Origin of the sequence: Sagittula sp. P11 (assembly GCF_002814095.1) — a bacterium.
Lineage (GTDB): Bacteria > Pseudomonadota > Alphaproteobacteria > Rhodobacterales > Rhodobacteraceae > Sagittula.
Map to the genome: position 1 here is coordinate 102,464 of NZ_CP021913.1, position 17,867 is coordinate 120,330.

General features: G+C 64.9%; 15 protein-coding genes and 1 pseudogene. 9 read left to right on the forward strand and 7 right to left on the reverse strand.

Features of this window, described 5'->3' with window-relative positions:
- Positions 1-99 precede the first annotated feature (99 nt).
- The 7 genes and pseudogenes from CDO87_RS00530 to CDO87_RS00555 all read left to right on the forward strand — a co-directional run bounded on the left by CDO87_RS00530 (position 100) and on the right by CDO87_RS00555 (position 5,562).
- A complete protein-coding gene (locus CDO87_RS00530) occupies positions 100-357 on the forward strand; it encodes a GlsB/YeaQ/YmgE family stress response membrane protein (RefSeq protein ID WP_100926939.1) in 258 nt (85 codons plus the stop codon).
- A gap of 88 nt (positions 358-445) precedes the next feature.
- Positions 446-1,483, forward strand: coding sequence for a sodium:calcium antiporter (locus CDO87_RS00535; protein WP_100926940.1), 1,038 nt, complete (start codon positions 446-448; stop codon positions 1,481-1,483).
- 148 nt (positions 1,484-1,631) lie between these two features.
- A complete protein-coding gene (locus CDO87_RS00540; RefSeq protein ID WP_100926941.1) occupies positions 1,632-2,771 on the forward strand; it encodes an acyl-CoA dehydrogenase family protein in 1,140 nt (379 codons plus the stop codon).
- A 94-nt stretch (positions 2,772-2,865) separates the two neighbouring features.
- Positions 2,866-3,828 (forward strand): annotated as a pseudogene (locus CDO87_RS27465) (enoyl-CoA hydratase/isomerase family protein); the annotation flags it as partial.
- 78 nt (positions 3,829-3,906) lie between these two features.
- Positions 3,907-4,779 carry a 3-hydroxyisobutyrate dehydrogenase gene (gene mmsB / locus CDO87_RS27470; protein ID WP_308213931.1) on the forward strand — a complete coding sequence of 291 codons (873 nt, stop codon included), beginning with the start codon at positions 3,907-3,909 and terminating at the stop codon, positions 4,777-4,779.
- Positions 4,780-4,863: 84 nt separating this feature from the next.
- Entirely contained in the window at positions 4,864-5,220 is a 357-nt protein-coding gene (locus tag CDO87_RS00550) for an excinuclease ABC subunit A (protein WP_100926943.1), read from the forward strand.
- 138 nt (positions 5,221-5,358) lie between these two features.
- Positions 5,359-5,562, forward strand: a complete 204-nt coding sequence (locus CDO87_RS00555; protein WP_100926944.1) for a DUF2892 domain-containing protein — start codon at positions 5,359-5,361, stop codon at positions 5,560-5,562.
- A gap of 41 nt (positions 5,563-5,603) precedes the next feature.
- Here CDO87_RS00555 and CDO87_RS00560 read toward each other — a convergent pair whose 3' ends face one another.
- Both CDO87_RS00560 and uvrA read right to left on the reverse strand, forming a co-directional pair.
- Positions 5,604-6,638 (reverse strand): patatin-like phospholipase family protein, encoded by a 1,035-nt coding sequence (locus CDO87_RS00560; protein ID WP_100926945.1) that lies wholly within the window; start codon positions 6,636-6,638, stop codon positions 5,604-5,606.
- Positions 6,639-6,730: 92 nt separating this feature from the next.
- On the reverse strand, positions 6,731-9,610 hold the full coding sequence (gene uvrA / locus CDO87_RS00565; protein WP_100926946.1) for an excinuclease ABC subunit UvrA: 2,880 nt from the start codon (positions 9,608-9,610) through the stop codon (positions 6,731-6,733).
- Between the two features lie 155 nt (positions 9,611-9,765).
- Between uvrA and CDO87_RS00570 the strand changes: the two genes are divergently transcribed.
- Complete coding sequence (locus tag CDO87_RS00570; RefSeq protein WP_254698258.1) at positions 9,766-10,125, forward strand: rhodanese-like domain-containing protein; 360 nt, start codon at positions 9,766-9,768, stop codon at positions 10,123-10,125.
- Positions 10,126-10,179: 54 nt separating this feature from the next.
- Here CDO87_RS00570 and CDO87_RS00575 read toward each other — a convergent pair whose 3' ends face one another.
- The 5 genes from CDO87_RS00575 to CDO87_RS00595 form a co-directional block, all read right to left on the reverse strand.
- Positions 10,180-11,268, reverse strand: coding sequence for an ABC transporter ATP-binding protein (locus tag CDO87_RS00575; RefSeq protein WP_100926947.1), 1,089 nt, complete (start codon positions 11,266-11,268; stop codon positions 10,180-10,182).
- 21 nt (positions 11,269-11,289) lie between these two features.
- The gene (locus CDO87_RS00580) at positions 11,290-12,924 is read right to left on the reverse strand and encodes an alpha-amylase family glycosyl hydrolase (RefSeq protein ID WP_100926948.1); all 1,635 of its coding nucleotides are present in this window, start codon (positions 12,922-12,924) and stop codon (positions 11,290-11,292) included.
- A gap of 95 nt (positions 12,925-13,019) precedes the next feature.
- Complete coding sequence (locus tag CDO87_RS00585) at positions 13,020-14,171, reverse strand: carbohydrate ABC transporter permease (RefSeq protein ID WP_100926949.1); 1,152 nt, start codon at positions 14,169-14,171, stop codon at positions 13,020-13,022.
- Positions 14,172-14,215: 44 nt separating this feature from the next.
- The gene (locus tag CDO87_RS00590) at positions 14,216-15,217 is read right to left on the reverse strand and encodes a carbohydrate ABC transporter permease (RefSeq protein ID WP_100926950.1); all 1,002 of its coding nucleotides are present in this window, start codon (positions 15,215-15,217) and stop codon (positions 14,216-14,218) included.
- Positions 15,218-15,309: 92 nt separating this feature from the next.
- Positions 15,310-16,575 carry an ABC transporter substrate-binding protein gene (locus CDO87_RS00595; RefSeq protein ID WP_100926951.1) on the reverse strand — a complete coding sequence of 422 codons (1,266 nt, stop codon included), beginning with the start codon at positions 16,573-16,575 and terminating at the stop codon, positions 15,310-15,312.
- Positions 16,576-16,823: 248 nt separating this feature from the next.
- Here CDO87_RS00595 and CDO87_RS00600 point away from each other — a divergent pair, with 248 nt between their 5' ends.
- Positions 16,824-17,864, forward strand: coding sequence for a substrate-binding domain-containing protein (locus CDO87_RS00600; protein ID WP_100926952.1), 1,041 nt, complete (start codon positions 16,824-16,826; stop codon positions 17,862-17,864).
- Positions 17,865-17,867 lie beyond the last annotated feature (3 nt).

Genomic DNA, 17,867 nt, shown 5'->3' on the forward strand with positions numbered 1-17,867 from the left:
AACGGACACGGGAACAACAGGCCGGGTCCGTGTGTTTGTGTGTCAGAGGCCGGGATATCCCCGAGCCATATCCCGCACCGTCCATCAAGGAGGACCCCCATGACCGGACTCGGTTGGTTCGCAGCCATCATCGTCGGCGGTATCGCTGGCTGGCTGGCAGAGAAGTTCATGAAATCCAACATGGGTATCATCATGAACATCGTTCTCGGCATCGTCGGCGCGATCGTGCTGAATGCCATTCTCGTCGCCGTTGTCGGCGGCACGCTCGGTGGCTGGATCGGCCAGCTGATCATCGGTTTCATCGGCGCCTGCCTGCTGATCTGGATCGCACGCGCCGTGCGCGGGCGACACGCCTGACATTCCCCTGACCAAAGACACCCGGGCCGCCCCCCAAAGGCGGCCCGAACTTTATGGCCCCGCCGGCCAAAGCCTATAGAAAGACCCGATGCTCGAAGACGTTTCCCTGCCGCTGCTCCTACTGATCTTCGCCATCGCTGCCGCGGCAGTCATCGGGGCTTCGATCCGGGCCACCCACCTTGCCGATATCATCGCAGACCGCACCCGCATGGGCGAAGCCCTGGCCGGGGGTCTGATCCTCGGCGGCGCCACCTCGCTGGCCGGGGTGGTCGTCTCGATCTCTGCCGCGTCTTCCGGGGATGCCAGTTTCGCCGTCTCCAACGCCGTGGGCGGCATCGCGGCGCAGACGCTCTTCCTCGCCATCGCCGACCTCCTGCACAAGCGGGCCAACCTCGAACATGCCGCAGCCGAACCGGCGAACCTGTTCCAGGCGGTGCTGCTTCTGATCCTGCTGTCCCTGCCGGTCGCCGCCATGGCCGGGCCGGACGTGTCGTTCTTTGCCGTGCACCCGGTTTCTGCCATCCTGTTCCTGACCTACCTCGCCGGTGTGCACCTTTCGGCCAAGGTCAGCGAGGAACCGATGTGGAGGCCGGTGGAGACCCGCGACACCCGCCACGACGAACCCGAACCGGACAGCGATCCCGACAAGTCGGTCCTGAAGCCCGCGCTGACCTTTGCCGCGCTTGTCGCCGTCATGGGCGTTGCCGGCTGGGTCATCTCGCAGGTGGGCGCCACCTTCATCACGCGGTTCGGGCTGGCCTCCTCGCTGGTCGGGGCGCTGCTGACCGCGGTCGTCACCTCCCTGCCGGAGTTCGTCACCACGCTTGTCGCCGTCCGCAAGGGCTCGCTGCAACTCGCGGTGGGCGGGATCATCGGCGGCAACACCTTCGACACGTTGTTCCTTGTCGCGGCCGACGTGGCCTATCGCGACGGGTCCATCTATCATGCCGTGGGGATGAACGATCTTTATTGGCTGGCAACCGGGATGCTGATGACCGCCGTCCTGCTGGCCGGGCTCATCCTGCGCCAGCGCGAAGGACCGGCCCGCATCGGCATCGAAAGCGTGCTGATGATGGCGATCTACGCCAGCGCCGTGACGGTCGAGGTCTTCTCCGGCTCCGCCTGACACGGGCATTAATGCAGGATATTAGCGCCCGACGCGCCGCCGTGACGGCAAATGCGCAAAACGGATTTGCGTCTCCGCCACTTGCAATCCTGTGCCGCCTCGGGCTCAATCTGAACAAGCGTTCATTTCAGCCGGGAGGAGGCCGACAATGGATTTCGCGCTGACGGAAGAGCAAACCGCGATCTTCGACATGGCGTATGCCTTCGGGCAGGAACACATCGCGCCTCACGCCCGCACATGGGAAAAGGACGGCACGATCCCGAAATCGCTCTGGCCGCAACTGGCCGAGCTGGGCTTCGGCGGCCTTTACGTGAGCGAGGAGTCGGGCGGCTCCGGCCTGTCGCGGCTCGACGCCACGCTCGTGTTCGAGGCGCTGTCGATGGCCTGCCCCTCTGTCGCGGCGTTCCTGTCGATCCACAACATGTGCGCCCGGATGATCGACAGCTACGCCTCCGACGACTTCAAGGCGCGCGTGCTGCCCAAGGCGCTGTCGATGGAAACGGTGCTGTCCTACTGCCTGACCGAGCCCGGCTCCGGTTCCGACGCGGCGGCACTGAAGACCCGCGCGCAAAAGACCAACGAAGGCTACGTGCTGAACGGGACCAAGGCGTTCATTTCCGGCGGCGGCTACTCCGATGCCTATGTCACCATGGTCCGCACCGGCGAGGACGGACCGAAGGGCATCTCCACCGTCTATGTCGAGGACGGCACCCCCGGCCTCAGCTTCGGCGCGGCAGAGGACAAGATGGGCTGGCGCTCGCAACCCACCGCGCAGGTGCAATTCGACGACTGCGCCATCCCGCACGACAACCTCATCGGCGAGGAAGGCAAGGGTTTCCGCTATGCCATGGCGGGCCTCGACGGCGGGCGGCTGAACATCTCCGCCTGCTCGCTCGGTGCGGCGCAGACCGCGCTGGACCTGACGCTGCAATACATGTCCGAGCGCAAGGCCTTCGGTCAGAGCATCGACCAGTTCCAGGCCCTCCAGTTCCGCCTCGCCGACATGGAGATCGAGCTTCAGGCCGCGCGAACCTTCCTGCGGCAGGCGGCGTGGAAACTGGACACCGGCGCGCCGGACGCCACGAAGTTCTGTGCCATGGCCAAGAAATTCGTGACGGAGGCCGGGTCCCGCACCGTGGACCAGTGCCTGCAACTGCATGGCGGCTACGGCTATCTCGCTGATTACGGGATCGAGAAGCTGGTCCGCGACCTTCGCGTGCATCAGATCCTTGAAGGCACGAACGAGATCATGCGCCTGATCACCGCCCGCCATATGCTGGCCGGCTGACGAGGGCGCGCCCCTCTTCGGGGGGCATCGCACATAACGGGCGGACAGGGCCTTGCGCCCTGTCCCGCCCTCCATGCAAGGACCGCCATACGTCATGTCTGACACCCACATCCGCACCGAAGGCCATGCCGGCCGCATCACGCTGACCCGGCCCAAGGCGCTGAACGCCCTCTCCTACGCCATGTGCCTCGACATCGAACGCGCGCTGGACCGCTGGCGCGACGACGAGAGCGTGCACTTCGTGCTGCTGGACGCGGAGGGAGAAAAGGCCTTCTGCGCGGGTGGCGACATCGCCGAGATGTATCGCACGGGGACCGACGGCGATTACGACTACGGCCGGACCTTCTGGCGCGACGAATACCGGCTGAACGCCAAGCTGGCGGAATATCCGAAACCCATCGTCTCCTTCATGAACGGTTTTGCCATGGGCGGTGGCGTGGGTCTTGGCGGGCATGTCTCGCACCGGATCGTGGGCGACAGCACCCGGATTTCCATGCCGGAGACGGCGATCGGATTCGTGCCGGACGTCGGCGGCACCTTTCGGCTGGCGCAAGCCCCCGGCCGTCTGGGCGAATACCTCGGGCTGACCGCCTACCGCATGAATGGCGCCGACGCGATCCACGCCGGTTTCGCCGACACCTACATCCCCGAGGACGCATGGCCCGTCCTCAAGGAGAACCTCGTGCACACCGGCCTCGTGGCGCAGGTTGAGGCAGCAGCCCAGCCGGTGCCCGACAGCCCACTGGCCGCACGACAGGCGCAGATCGACGACCTGTTCGGCGGAGAGACCCTGCGCGACGTGCTGAACGCGCTCAGGAACGATCCGTCCGACTTCGCCGCCGACACGCTGAAGACGCTGGAGCGCGCCTCTCCCATGTCGATGGCGATGACGCTCGAGATGATCCACCGCCTGCGCGGCCCGTCCCTCACGATCCGCAAGGCGCTGGAACTGGAATACCGCGTCAGCCATCGGATCATGGAACACGGGGACTTCCTCGAAGGCATCCGCGCTGCGATCATCGACAAGGACAAGGCACCGAAGTGGCGCCACGCCCCGGACGGCGTCACCGCTTCGGACGTTTCGAAGATGCTGCGCCCGCTGGGGCCTGACACACTCGACTTCAAGGAGAAAGCCATGCAGATCGCCTTCATCGGACTGGGCAACATGGGGGCGCCCATGGCGGCGAACCTGGCCAAGGCGGGCCACGCCGTCACCGGCTTCGACGTGGCGGGCACCACCGCCGAGGGCGTGACCAGCGCCGCCTCCGCCCCCGAGGCGGTCAAGGGCGCCCAGGTGGTCATAACCATGCTACCCAACGGCGACATCCTGCGCGGCGTCGCGGCCGAGATCATCCCCCACATGGAGAAGGGCGCGGTGCTGCTCGATTGTTCCACCGTCGACGTGGACTCCGCCCGCGCGGTGGCCGAACAGGCGACGGAGGCAGGGTTGATGGCGCTGGACGCGCCGGTGTCGGGCGGGATCGGTGGCGCGTCGGGCGGCACGCTGACCTTCATGGTCGGCGGACCGGACGAGGCGTTTACCATTACGAAACCGCTGTTCGACATCATGGGTCAGAAGGCGGTGCATTGCGGTGCCTCCGGCAACGGTCAGGCCGCCAAGATCTGCAACAACATGATCCTCGGCGTCACCATGATCGCCACCTGCGAGGCCTTCTCGCTGGCCGACAAGCTCGGCCTCTCGCGGGAGGCTATGTTCGACGTGGTCTCCACCTCTTCCGGCTACTCGTGGTCCATGAACGCCTATTGCCCCGCACCGGGCGTCGGCCCGACCTCACCCGCCGACAACGGCTACAAGCCCGGTTTCGCCGCCGACCTGATGCTGAAGGACCTGCGCCTCAGCCAGCAGGCGGCTGAGGCCGCGGATGCCGACACGCCGATGGGACAGGCCGCGACGGAACTTTACCGCACGTTTGTCGAGGACGAGGACGGCAAGGGACGCGACTTCTCTGCAATGCTGCCACGCTTCGAGAAACGGCACCGCGGCTGATTTTTGCCGATCCGAAAAAGCCATGCAACGAAACGTCGAGGAAGCTGCGTTACGTCCCTGTTCCCACAGTACAGGAGAGCAGGAATGAAACGAATCCTCACCGCAACGGCCCTTGGCCTCATCACCCTGACCGCCCCGCTTGCGGCAAGCGCCGAAAAGGCCTGCCCCCCGGGTCTTGCCAAGAAGGACCCGGCCTGCGTCCCGCCGGGCCTTGCCAAGAAGATGCCGCAGGGCGGGAAGGCTGACAACGACAAGGTGTATTACGAAGTCCGCCGCGGTGAGCCGATCCCCGACCGTTACATCCTGCTGGAGAACCCCTCGCAGTACGGGCTCGATCCGAACCGAACGTATTACCACCTAGGCAATCAGGTTGTGCGCGTCGATCCGGACACCCGCGCCGTCCTGTCGATCATCGGTGCGATTGCCGAACTTTCGAACTGATATCCCGCGGGGCCGCCTTCAAAGGCGGCCCCCTCTCTCATTTCATTTGCAGATTCTCGAAGTTGATCCACATCATTTCCCCGCGGAGCCCCGCAATCTAAGGCTTATTGCAGATCAATCTTTTGGGGGAAGTCTTCGATGTTCGCGAAAAACATGGGTCAAACCGACCGTATCGTCCGCGCCGTTCTGGGCGTCGTCCTGCTCATCCTCGCCTTCGCCACGCTTGCCGGGGTTTGGGCTTGGATCGCCGGGATCGTCGGCGTCCTGATGCTGGCCACCTCGGCCATGGGGTCCTGCCCGCCCTACAGCCTTCTGGGCATCAACACCTGCAAGACCAAGTAAGGATCAAAGCGGCATTGGGGCGCCGCGCGCGCCCTGCCGCCTCAGGACAGCGACGTCCTGACCCTCTCGTAGACCGGCTCCGGCGTGTCGTTGCCGCTGCCGCCGCCCGGCTCTTCCTCCGGCGCGATGCTGGGCGGAAGGCTGGAGGTCTCGCTGCCGTCCTTCGCGGACTCCGGCTTGGTGAACGCCGGCGTGGCTTCCGGGGTCACACCGGCCACCTCCATGATCCGGTCGCGCGCCTCCTCGGCGATGCGCCGGCCTTCGTCTATGGCAACATCTGCGCGGTAGAGTTCCAGCAATCCCATGGCGTTCAGCAAATCGGCCTGCAGCAGCACGTCCGGCGGATCGGAAGCCTCGCGCGCCTTGCGCATGAACTCCATCATGATCTCGATAGAGATGGTCACCACCTCGGCGTAGCCGGGCACGGGCTCTTTCCGGGTCTGGGGCAGCAACCCGCCGATGGTTTCCGGCAGTTGCGCACCCAGCTTGTCCCACAAACCGGTCACCGGCTTCGGTTCCCACATCTTGCCGTGGCGCGCGTCGGGGTGGACCGCGATGGTGCAGGTCGCGCCAAGCGCACGGACGGCAGAGGCCGGAACCGGATTGATCAGCCCGCCGTCCAGCAACCAGCGGCCATCCACTTCGGTCGGAGAAAAGACACCCGGGATCGACGCAGAGGCCCTGACCGCTTGTGCCAGATTGCCCTTCCGCAGCCAGATCTCGCGCCCGGTGCTCATGTCCGTGGCAACGGCGAGGAAGGGGCGCGGCAGGTCTTCGATGTTCTCCGGAAGCTCCAGCTCCTCCATCAGGCGGGTGACGGCCTTGCCCTCGATCACGCCGCCCCGGTCCAGCCGGAAGTCGAGGAACTTCAGGAACTTGCCTTGCGTCAAACCGCGCGCCCAGTCTTCGAGCGCGTCTAGCTTGCCGCCAGCCCAGGCCGCGCCGACCACCGCCCCCATGGAGCATCCCGCCACCACCTGCGGCTCCACGCCCATGTCCTCAAGCGCGCGCAGCACCCCGATGTGACACCATCCGCGGGCACCGCCCGCCCCCAACGCCAGTCCGAGAACCGTCATCGTTGCCTCCGTCAGATCCGCGCCCTACGCGGCGCATGGGTTCACCATATCACCTAGGGCAAAAACCCGGGTCGGCACGGCGCGCAGACCTGCTATTCGGCAGCCACCTTACGGGCTTCGAGCATCGGCTTCAGGTAGCGCCCGGTGTGGCTGCGCTCCACCTCCGCGACCTCCTCGGGGGTGCCCACGGCCACGATCTCTCCGCCGCCGTCGCCGCCTTCGGGACCGATGTCGATCAGCCAGTCGGCAGTCTTGATGACGTCGAGGTTGTGCTCGATCACCACGACCGTGTTGCCCTGATCGACCAGTTCGTGGAGCACTTCGAGGAGCTTGCGCACGTCCTCGAAATGCAGGCCGGTCGTGGGTTCGTCGAGGATATACAGCGTGCGGCCCGTGGACCGCTTGGCCAGTTCCTTCGACAGCTTCACGCGCTGCGCCTCGCCGCCCGAAAGGGTCGTCGCCTGCTGGCCGACCTTGATGTAGCCGAGGCCCACGCGCATCAGCGCATCCATCTTGTCGCGGATCGACGGCACGGCCTTGAAGAAGACCTGCGCGTCTTCGACCGTCATATCAAGAACGTCGGCTATGCTCTTGCCCTTGAACAGGATTTCCAGCGTCTCGCGGTTGTAGCGCTTGCCCTTGCAGGTCTCGCAGGTGACGTAGACGTCGGGCAGGAAGTGCATCTCGATCTTGATCACACCGTCGCCTTGGCACGCCTCGCAGCGGCCGCCCTTCACGTTGAAGGAGAACCGTCCGGGCTTGTAACCGCGCGCCTTCGCCTCCGGGAGACCGGCAAACCAGTCGCGGATCGGGGTGAAGGCGCCGGTGTAGGTCGCGGGGTTGGACCGAGGGGTGCGCCCGATGGGCCGCTGGTCGATGTCGATCACCTTGTCGAGGTGCTCCAGCCCCTTGATCGTCTCGCAGGGCGCGGGCGTCTGGCGCGCGCCGTTCAGCGCCATGGAGGCCGATTTGAACAGCGTCTCGATGGTCAGCGTCGACTTGCCGCCGCCGGACACGCCGGTCACGCAGACGAACTTGCCCAGCGGGAACTCGGCCGTCACCTCCTTGAGGTTGTTGCCGGTCGCCTTGACCACCTTCAGCTTCTTCTTGTTGCCCTTGCGGCGCTCAGTCGGGACAGCGATCTCGCGCGCGCCGGAGAGGTACTGGCCCGTCAGGCTGGCGGGGTCGTTCTGCACCTCTTCGGGCGTGCCCTTGGACACCACCTGCCCGCCGTGCACACCGGCACCGGGGCCGATGTCAAAGACGTAGTCTGCCTCGCGGATCGCCTCCTCGTCGTGTTCCACCACCAGCACCGTGTTGCCCTGGTCGCGCAGGTTCTTCAGCGTGTCGAGCAGACGGGAGTTGTCGCGCTGGTGCAGGCCGATGGACGGCTCGTCCAGCACGTAGAGCACGCCGGTCAGGCCGCTGCCGATCTGGCTGGCCAGACGTATGCGCTGGCTTTCGCCGCCCGACAGGGTCCCGGCGTTGCGGCTGAGGGTCAGGTATTCGAGACCCACGTTGTTCAGGAAGCCGAGACGTTCGCGGATCTCCTTCAGGATGGCGCGGGCGATCTCGTTCTTCTGCTGCGTCAGGTTGGCGGGCACCGTCTCGCACCAGTCGAAGGCCTGGCGGATCGACATCTGAACGACCTGCCCGACGTGCAGCAGGTGCTCCTTGTCGCTGGACGGACCGATCTTCACCGCCAGCGCTTCTTCCCGCAGGCGGTAGCCGCTGCAGGCGCCGCAGGGACGGTTGTTCTGATACCGTTCGAACTCCTCGCGGACCCAGCTCGAATCCGTCTCGCGGTAGCGCCGTTCCATGTTGGGAATGACACCCTCGAAGGTGCGGGTAACGTTGTAGATGCGGCCGCCCTCATCGTAACGGAACGGGATCTCCTCTTCGCCGGAGCCGTACAGGAAAACCTGCTGCACATGCGCCGGAAGGTCCTTCCAGCGGGCGTTCTTGTCGAACTCGTAGTGCTTGGCGATGGCGTCGATGGTCTGGATGAAATACGGGCTCTTGCCCTTCCGCCAGGGCGCCAACGCGCCGTCCTTGATCTTCAGCGTCTGGTCCGGAACCACCAGCCGCTCGTCGAAGAACAGCTCCACACCCAGGCCGTCACACTCCGGACAGGCGCCGAATGGGGCGTTGAACGAAAACAGCCGCGGCTCGATTTCCGGGATGGTGAACCCGCTGACCGGGCAGGCAAAATTCTCCGAGAACGTCATGCGCTCCGGCTCGCCTTCCTTCGGTGCGGTTTCCAGGATGGCGATGCCGTTGGCGAGGTCCAGCGCCGTGCGGAAGCTGTCGGCAAGCCGGGTCTGCATCCCGTCGCGCACGACGACGCGATCCACAACCACGTCGATGTCATGGCGGAACTTCTTGTCGAGGGTCGGCGGCTCGTCCAGTTCGTAGAACGTGCCGTCCACCTTGACCCGCTGGAAGCCCTGCTTGCGCAGTTCGAGGAACTCCTTGCGGTACTCCCCCTTCCGGTCGCGCACGATGGGCGCCAGAAGATAGGCGCGCGTCCCCTCCTCCATGTCCATGACCCGGTCGACCATGTCCTGAACCTGCTGCGCCTCGATGGGCTTGCCGGTGGCGGGCGAATAGGGTGTGCCGACGCGCGCGAACAGCAGGCGGAGGTAGTCGTAGATCTCCGTTACCGTGCCGACGGTCGAGCGCGGGTTCTTCGAGGTCGTCTTCTGTTCGATGGAAATCGCCGGCGACAAACCGCTGATGTGGTCGACGTCGGGCTTCTCCATCATGTCGAGGAACTGCCGCGCGTAGGCCGAGAGCGACTCGACATAGCGCCGCTGTCCTTCGGCATAAATCGTGTCGAAGGCGAGCGATGACTTGCCCGATCCACTCAGGCCGGTGATGACAACCAGCTGATCCCGCGGAATATCCACGTCGATCGATTTCAGATTGTGCTCGCGCGCGCCACGCACCTCGATCTGCTTCAGCTCTGGCATGGGGACTCCCCGGGTCGATGAACGTTTTAGACATAGTTGAAACATGCGCCCGGGCCAATCGGAAAATGAGAACATTAACCGAACATCAATGCTGCGCCTTTACATTCTAAAATAGGAATGTATATATTGCCGCAAGAGCACAGGAGACGCCGAAAATGTTCGCATTCAATCAACGCACCATGACCCCGGCGGGCATGACCGCAGCGGATGCGGTGGCACGCACCGCCGCAGGTGACATCGTTCTGGTCGATATTCGCGATCCGTCGGAACTGGCGTCCGGCGGCAAGGCGAAGGGCGCGATCAATATTCCCAGCGCCACGCTGATGATGCGCGCCGATCCGCGGTCGCCGGAATGTGTGCCCGAACTGAAGGACGGCAAGCCCATCGCCGTCTACTGCGCGTCGGGCGCGCGGTCGGCCATGGCGAAACAGATGCTGGAACGGATGGGCCATGCCGAGGTGCACAACATCGGCGGGCTGGGGCACTGGCGCCGCGCCGGTGGCGAAGTCGAGTAACCGGGGCGTGTCCCCGAACTGGTGCGCGGCACTGACGCGCCGCGCCCCTTGAATTCAGCGGTAAAGCAGCGACACGCCGTCCGCGAACAGGTGCACCTTCTCCGGCACTGCTGTCAGCGGCACGGTCTGCCCGCGCATTCCGACATGGATGCCCGGCAGCTTCGCGATGACTGCGTCCGAATCCTTCTCCGCCACGAAGTACAGCAGCGTGACCTCGCCGAGCGCCTCGGTGATGGCCACCTCGCCCGAGAAGATCGCCTCGCCCGTAGTCCGGGTGAAGTCCTCGGGCCGGATGCCGACCTTCACCTTCAGCCCCATGTCGCTGTCCTTCGTCGGCACGTTCGACAGCGCGATTCCGCCGCCCTCGAGGCGCACGGTGGTCTGCTCGCCCGTGGCGATCACCTCGCCGGGCAGCAGGTTCATTGACGGGGAACCGATGAACTGCGCCACGAACTCGCTGTTGGGCCGTTCATACAGATCGAGAGGCGTGCCGACCTGCGCGATGCCCTTGTTGGCCAGCACCACGATGCGCGTGGCAAGCGTCATCGCCTCCACCTGATCGTGGGTCACGTAGATCATCGTTCGGTCCGGCATCGACTCTTTGAGCTGGGCAATCTCGATCCGAGTGGCGACCCGCAACGCGGCGTCCAGGTTCGACAGCGGTTCGTCGAACAGGAACACCTTCGGGTCCCGCACGATGGAGCGTCCGATGGCCACGCGCTGCCGCTGACCGCCGGACAGGGCCTTGGGCAGACGGTCCAGGTAGGGTTCCAGCTGAAGCATTTTCGCGGCGCGGTTCACCGCCTCCTCGATCTCGGCCGGGGTCTTCTTTGCCAGTTTCAGCGCGAAGGCCATGTTGTCGCGCACCGTCATGTGCGGGTAGAGCGCGTAGGACTGGAAGACCATGGCGATGCCACGCTGCGCGGGCGGCACGTCGTTGACCACCTGCCCGTCGATCTCCAGCGTCCCGCCGGTGATCTTCTCCAGCCCCGCGATCATCCTGAGCAGCGTCGACTTTCCGCAGCCCGACGGCCCGACGAACACGATCAGTTCGCCGGCCTCGACGTCGAGGTTGATGTCGTTCAGCACGTTGACCGTGCCGCCATACGTCTTTTCGACGTCCCTGAGTTTCAGTCCAGCCATGCCCCTCCCCCTTCTATCGCTTCAGTGCGTGTTGCGCAACGCAAGCGCAGGTTGCCACGGACCCAGATGCAGCTTGCCGTCCGGTCCCGGTGCGGCGCTGCCCAGTTCCTGCCCGATCTGGAACCAGCTGCCTTCCGGCATCTCGATGTTCGACGGCTCGCCCGACAGGTTGATCGCCACAAAGATCTCCTCGTCGCCGTGCTTGCGGAAAAAGTGCACGACGGTGCCGGTGTGGTCCATCCCGTAGTGTTCGCCCTTCTTCAGCGCCATGTGGCTGTGACGGAAGGCGATGGCCTTGCGGTAGTGGTGCAAGAGCGCGCCCGGGTCTTCCTCCTGCGCCGACACGGCGGCGCGGATGTGCTCGAAGCTGACCGGCAGCCAGGGGTGGGCGTCAGAGAACCCGCCGTTCACCGCCTGAGCGTCCCAGACCATCGGCGTGCGGCACCCGTCGCGGCCCTTGAACTCCGGCCACATGGCGATGCCGTAGGGGTCCTGAAGGTCCTCGTAGGCCACGTCGGCCTCGTGCAGGCCCAGTTCCTCGCCCTGGTAGATGCAGACCGACCCGCGCAGGCACATCTGCAGGGTCGTCAAAGCCCGCAGCGCCGCCGGGGGCAGGTTCCAGCGCGAGGCGTGGCGCACCACGTCGTGGTTGGAATAGGCCCAGCAGGGCCAGCCGCCATTCGCCCGCTCGTCCACGTCGTTCATCACCTTCACCACCCGCTCGGCAGAAGGATAGGTGTTCGACAGGAACTCGAAAGAATAGCACATGTGCACGCGCTTGGTGCCGCGCGTGTACTCTCCCATGATCTCCAGCCCACGCTGCGCGTCGCCGACCTCGCCCACGGCGGTTTTGCCTTCGTATTCGTCCAGCAAAGCGCGGAACCGTTCGAGGAAGGCGATGTTCTCGGGCCGGTTCTTCGAATAGATGTGCTCCTGGTGATTGTAGGGGTTCACCTTCGGAGCGATGGAGTCGTCGCGGCGTTCGGGCGGGAGCGGCGGGTTGGAACGCAGCTCTTGGTCGTGCACGTAGAAGTTGATCGTGTCGAGGCGGAAGCCATCCACCCCCCGGTCCAGCCAGAACCGCACCACCTCCAGCAAGGCGTCCTGCACCTCGGAGCAATGGAAGTTGAGGTCCGGCTGCGAGGTCAGAAAGTTGTGCAGGTAGTACTGTTCCCGCGTGGTGTCCCACTGCCAGGCCGAGCCGCCGAAGATCGACAGCCAGTTGTTCGGCGGTGTGCCATCGGGTTGCGGATCGGACCACACGTACCAGTCGGATTTCGCATTGGTGCGCGACGACCGGCTTTCCACGAACCACGGGTGCAGGTCCGAGGTGTGCGACAGCACCAGGTCGATCATCACCTTGATGCCGTGCAGATGCGCCGTCTCGACCATCGTGTCGAAGTCCGAGAGCGAACCGAACATCGGGTCGACGTCGCAGTAGTCGCTTACGTCGTAACCGAAGTCCTTCATCGGAGAGGTGAAGAACGGCGAGATCCAGATCGCGTCCACACCAAGGCTCGCGACGTGCCAGAGGCGCGCCGTGATGCCGTTGAGGTCGCCGATCCCGTCGCCGTTGGAGTCCTGGTAGCTGCGCGGGTAGATCTGGTAGATCACTCCGCCGCGCCACCAGTCCTTGTCGATGCTCGAGTCTGTCATTTTCTTTCCCTTTTCAGGCCCGGATGGCGTCCGGCGCCTTTTCGTGACCGGCCCGCGGCCGGGGCCCCGGTCCTTGTCCCGGGGCGGGTTTCATCTCATTTCACGGAGCCGGCCAGGAGGCCGCGCACCAGGTATCTCTGCATGGCGAAGAACACGACCAGCGGCACGGCGATGCTGACGAAGGCCGCGGTGGCGAGGATTTCCCAGTTGCCGCCGCGCGTCCCCAGCAGTTCGACGATCTGGTTGGTCATCACCGTGGTCTGGCCCGTGGCGTCTATCAGGAAGACCTTGGCCACCAGCAGATCGTTCCACGTCCAGAGGAACTGGAAGATCGCGAAGCTGGCCAGCGCCGGATAGCTGAGCGGCAGGATGATCTTGGTGAAGATCTGGAAGTCCGTCGCCCCGTCCACGCGCGCATTCTCGATGATGTCGCGCGGCAGCCCGGCCATGTAGTTCCTGAGCAGGTAGATCGCGAGTGGCAACCCGAAGGCCGTGTGCGCCAGCCACGTCCCGAGGTAGCCCTTCCCGATGCCGATCTGCAGGTGCAGCTTCAGCAGCGGGATCAGCGCCAGTTGCAGCGGCACGACCAGCAGGCCGACGACGAAGGCGATCAACAGCGCGCGGCCCGGGAAATCCATCCATGCCAGCGCATAGGCCGCAAAGGCCGCCACCACGATCGGGATGATCGTCGCAGGGATCGTCACCGTCAGCGTGTTGAAGAAGGCCTTGGCCATGCTGTCGGTGGCGTTGCCGGAGGTCAGCACCTGCCGGTAGTTGTCGAGCGTGAACTCCGGCGGCACCAGCGCGGTGACGAACAAACGCTCGCCGCGGCGGCCCTCCATCGCGACAGGACTTTCGATGCGGTAGTCGCCGTTCTCCGCCACGGAGATGCGCATCTGGTCGTCCTCGGCCGTGTCGCCCGGCTCATAGGCCGCCACATCACGCGAGGACGTGCCCCAGGCCGAGATGTCCAGCCGGTCGCGTCCTTCCTCGTCGAAGAGGTTGCCGGCGATGACGTAGAGGTCGCCCTCCTGCACCTGCTGGTCCGGGGCCTTGGTGCGCAGCACGAGGTTCTGCTCGGCGGCGATGGGCGCCTTCCACCATCCGGTGGTGGCGATCTGGTCCGCCGTCCGGAAGGACGACACGAACAGCCCCACGGTCGGGAACAGCCAGAGCGCCACGATCACCACGACGGAAATGTTCACCGCCCATGTCAGCGACGACTTGTGTCCTGCGATATTATCCATAACGAGCCCCCTGCCCCTTTATCCCTGCGCGGCCGTCCTGCGCATCAGCGCATTTCCCGGCGCGCCTGCACCACGTTCCACACGAGGATCGGCGTCACGAGGACCATGATGATGATGGCCGAGGCGGACCCCACGCCCCAGTCGTTGGCCCGGAACAGCTTGTCGAACATGTAGTTGGCCAGAACCTGCGTGCCCCACTGCCCGTTGGTCATGGCGAACACGATGTCGAAGATCTTCAGCACCACCAGCGTGATCGTCGTCCAGACCACCATGATGGTCGGATAGATCTGCGGCACCTTGATCTTGAAGAAGATCTGGAAGGGACCGGCGCCATCGACGATGGCCGCCTCGACCGTCTCTTCGGGGATGCCGCGCAGGGCGGCGGAGAGGATCACCATGGCAAAGCCGGTCTGGATCCAGATCAGCACCACCATCAGGAAGAAGTTGTTCCACAGCGGGATCGTCAGCCACTGCTGCGGCTCGCCGCCGGTGAAGAAAACGTAGAGGGCATTCAGCACACCGATCTGCTCGGTGCCCGGCGGGCGGGCGTCGTAGACCAGTTTCCAGATCACCGACGCGCCGACGAATGAGATCGCCATGGGCATGAAGATCAGCGACTTCGCCACGTTGCCCCAGCGCAGTCGGTCGGTCAGTTGCGCCACGATCAGCCCGAAGGCGGTCGACAGCGCGGGCACGACGATCAGCCAGAGCATGTTGTTGCGCATCGCCTCCCAGAACTTCGCCTCGGAGAACATCTGCGTATAGTTGTCGAACCCGGTCCACGCGCCGCCCATCCGCCGGTCGGTCAGCGACAGGCGCAACGTTTCGAGGACCGGATAGGCAAGGTAGAGAGTCAGCGCAAAGAGCGCAGGAAACAGGAAGAGCCACGGCCGCACCATGTTGGCGCGGTTGATGTTGCGCCCCGCCTTGGGGCCCTTGGCCGGGAACAGAACCTTGTCCAGGATCTGGTTCGAGGCCCAGAAGTAGGCGAGGCACGCACCCACTCCGATCACGATCGTCAAAAGACCCTGTAGCGCCGGATGCATCGGCCCGTCTCCCCCGCTGTATGCAACCCCGCCCCGGACCCGGCGCCACGCGGGCGTCCGGCATGTGTCCGGGGCGGACTTCGTTCAGGCGCTTACTTCAGCGCGTCCCAGCTTTCCTGGATCTCGGTCGCCACCGCTTCGGCGGATTCGCCGCCGGCGTAGTCCACCATGCCGGTCCAGAAGGAGCCCGCGCCCACGCCGCCCGGCATCAGGTCGGAGCCGTCGAAGCGGAAGGTGGTCGCGCCCAGCAGGATCTCGTTCATCTTGCGCAGCGTCGGATCGGAGAACGCCTCCGGGTCGACACCCTTGTGCGGGGTCAGGAAGCCTTTGAGGCCCATCCAGATTTCGTGCGCCTCGGGCGTCTGGAGCCAGGTGATCAGGTCATGCGCGGCCTGGTTCTCGTTGGTGATGGCCCAGAGGGTGCCCGCACCCAGAACCGGCGTGCCGAGGTCCTTCTCGGCGTAGGCCGGGAAGTAGAAGAAATCCGCGTCCAGCCCCACTTCGGTGCCTTCCGGGAAGAAGGCCGGGATGAACGACGCCTGGTGGTGCATGTAGCACTGCGGCGGCGAGGCAAAGAGACCCTTCGGGCTGTCGCGGAAGTCAGTGGAGGCGACGGCACCCCGGCCCCCGGCCACGCGGCCGTCCTCGATGAACCAGCCGAATTCCTCGATCGCGCCGACCACCTTCGGGTCGTTGAACTTCAGGTCGTTGCTGACCCAGGCGTCGTAGTCCTCGGGCGACTGCGTGCGCAGCATCATGTCCTCGACCCAGTCGGTCGCCGGCCAGCCGGTCGCACCGCCGGACCCGAGCCCGACGCACCACGGCGTCTCGCCGTCCTCGACCATCTGCTCGGTCAGCGCCTTGAGGTCTTCCAGCGTCTCGGGAACCTCGTAGCCCGCATCCTCGAAGTTTTCCGGCACGTACCAGACCAGCGACTTCACATCGACCTTGTAGAAGAAACCGTAGAGATGATCCTCGCCGTCCGGCCCGGCATAGGTGCCGAGGTCGACCCAGGACTGCCCGGCCGCGTAGTTCTCGGCCACCCAGTCGGCCACGTCTTTGCCCAGCGGGGTGAGGAAACCGCGCGACGCCATGTCGGACGCGAGGCCCGGCTGCGGGAACACCGACACGTTCGGCGCAGAGCCGGCTTCGGCGTCGACAAGGATCTGCTGCTCGAAGCTGTCGGAGCCGACGTAGGACACGTTGTGGCCCGACTGTTCGGCGAAGGCATCCAGCACGGTTTCGACCATTTCCTGGTCCGGCCCGAGCCACGGACCGAAGACCGTCAGGTCCTCTGCCTGCGCTGCTCCGGCACCCAGCGTGCAAAGGGCAACACCGGCATAAAGCGAAGTTTTCATGAATACGTCCTCCCGGTATCCCGCCTGCCGGCGGGTGAAACTGAGCCCAACCACGCCCGCTCCGGCAGAGAGATCCAAAGCGCTTTGAGCGAGATCAGCCTTTCCTAATCAATAGCGTGTGTCAACCGTGCGTCCAACAAATTAATGAAAAGCGCCGCTGCGACGCAGCATAAAGCGCCGCATTGCGTCATGCCCAGTTCACGAACATTCCCTTGACAAAGCCAAAGCGCTTTGGATCACATGGCACAATGAACCTCAAGGAACTCGCAGAGCATCTCCACCTGTCGCAGACGACCGTCAGCCGTGCGCTGAACGGCTATCCGGAGGTGAGCGAGAAGACGAGAGCGCGCGTCAAACAGGCCGCGCGCGACATGAATTACAGCCCCAACACGCGCGCCAAGGGTCTGGCGACAGGCCGCGCCCATGCCATCGGTCACATCCTTCCGATCTCTGCCAGCCATGAGATGGTGAATCCCATCTTCGGCGATTTCATCGCGGGCGCCGGCAACGCCTATTCCCGCGCCGGGTACGAGATCGTCATCTCCCTCGTCTCCGACATGGAAGAGGAAAAGGCCTACCGTTCCATCGACGCGCGCGGGATCGTCGACGGCATCATCGTGCACGGCCCGAAGATGTCCGACCCGCGAATCGCCCTGCTGACGGAGCTCGGAATGCCCTTCCTGGTGCATGGCCGCGCATCCCAGGTGACGGAGCCGTACTCCTGGCTCGACATAAACAACGCCGGGGCCTTCCAGCGTGCGACGGAGTTCCTACTGGACCTCGGGCACGAACGCATCGCCCTGATCAACGGGCTGGAGTTCATGGACTTCGCCTATCGCCGACGAATCGGGTACGAGGCGGCACTGGCAGGGCGCGGAATGACACCCGACCCGGCCCTGATGCGGGCCGAGGAAATGACGGAGGTCTACGGCTTCCGCACCGCCGCCGAAATGCTGGCCGCCGACCGCCCGCCGACGGCCTTCCTCGTCTCGTCGATGATCACGGCCATCGGCGTGCGCCGCGCGATCCACGATGCCGGGCTGCAGATGGGGCGCGACATCTCGGTCATCACCCATGACGACGACCTCGGATACCTCAAGAACGGGCATTCCGTGCCGATTTTTACCGCCACACGCTCCTCCGTCCGCGAGGCCGGGGAACGTGCGGCGGAAATGCTGCTGGACCATATCCGCAATCCCGGCGGCAAACCCCTGACACACCTCATGGAGGCAGAGCTGATCATCGGCACCTCCACCGGCCCGGCCCGCAAGGTCCCCCAACCGACATAAGGT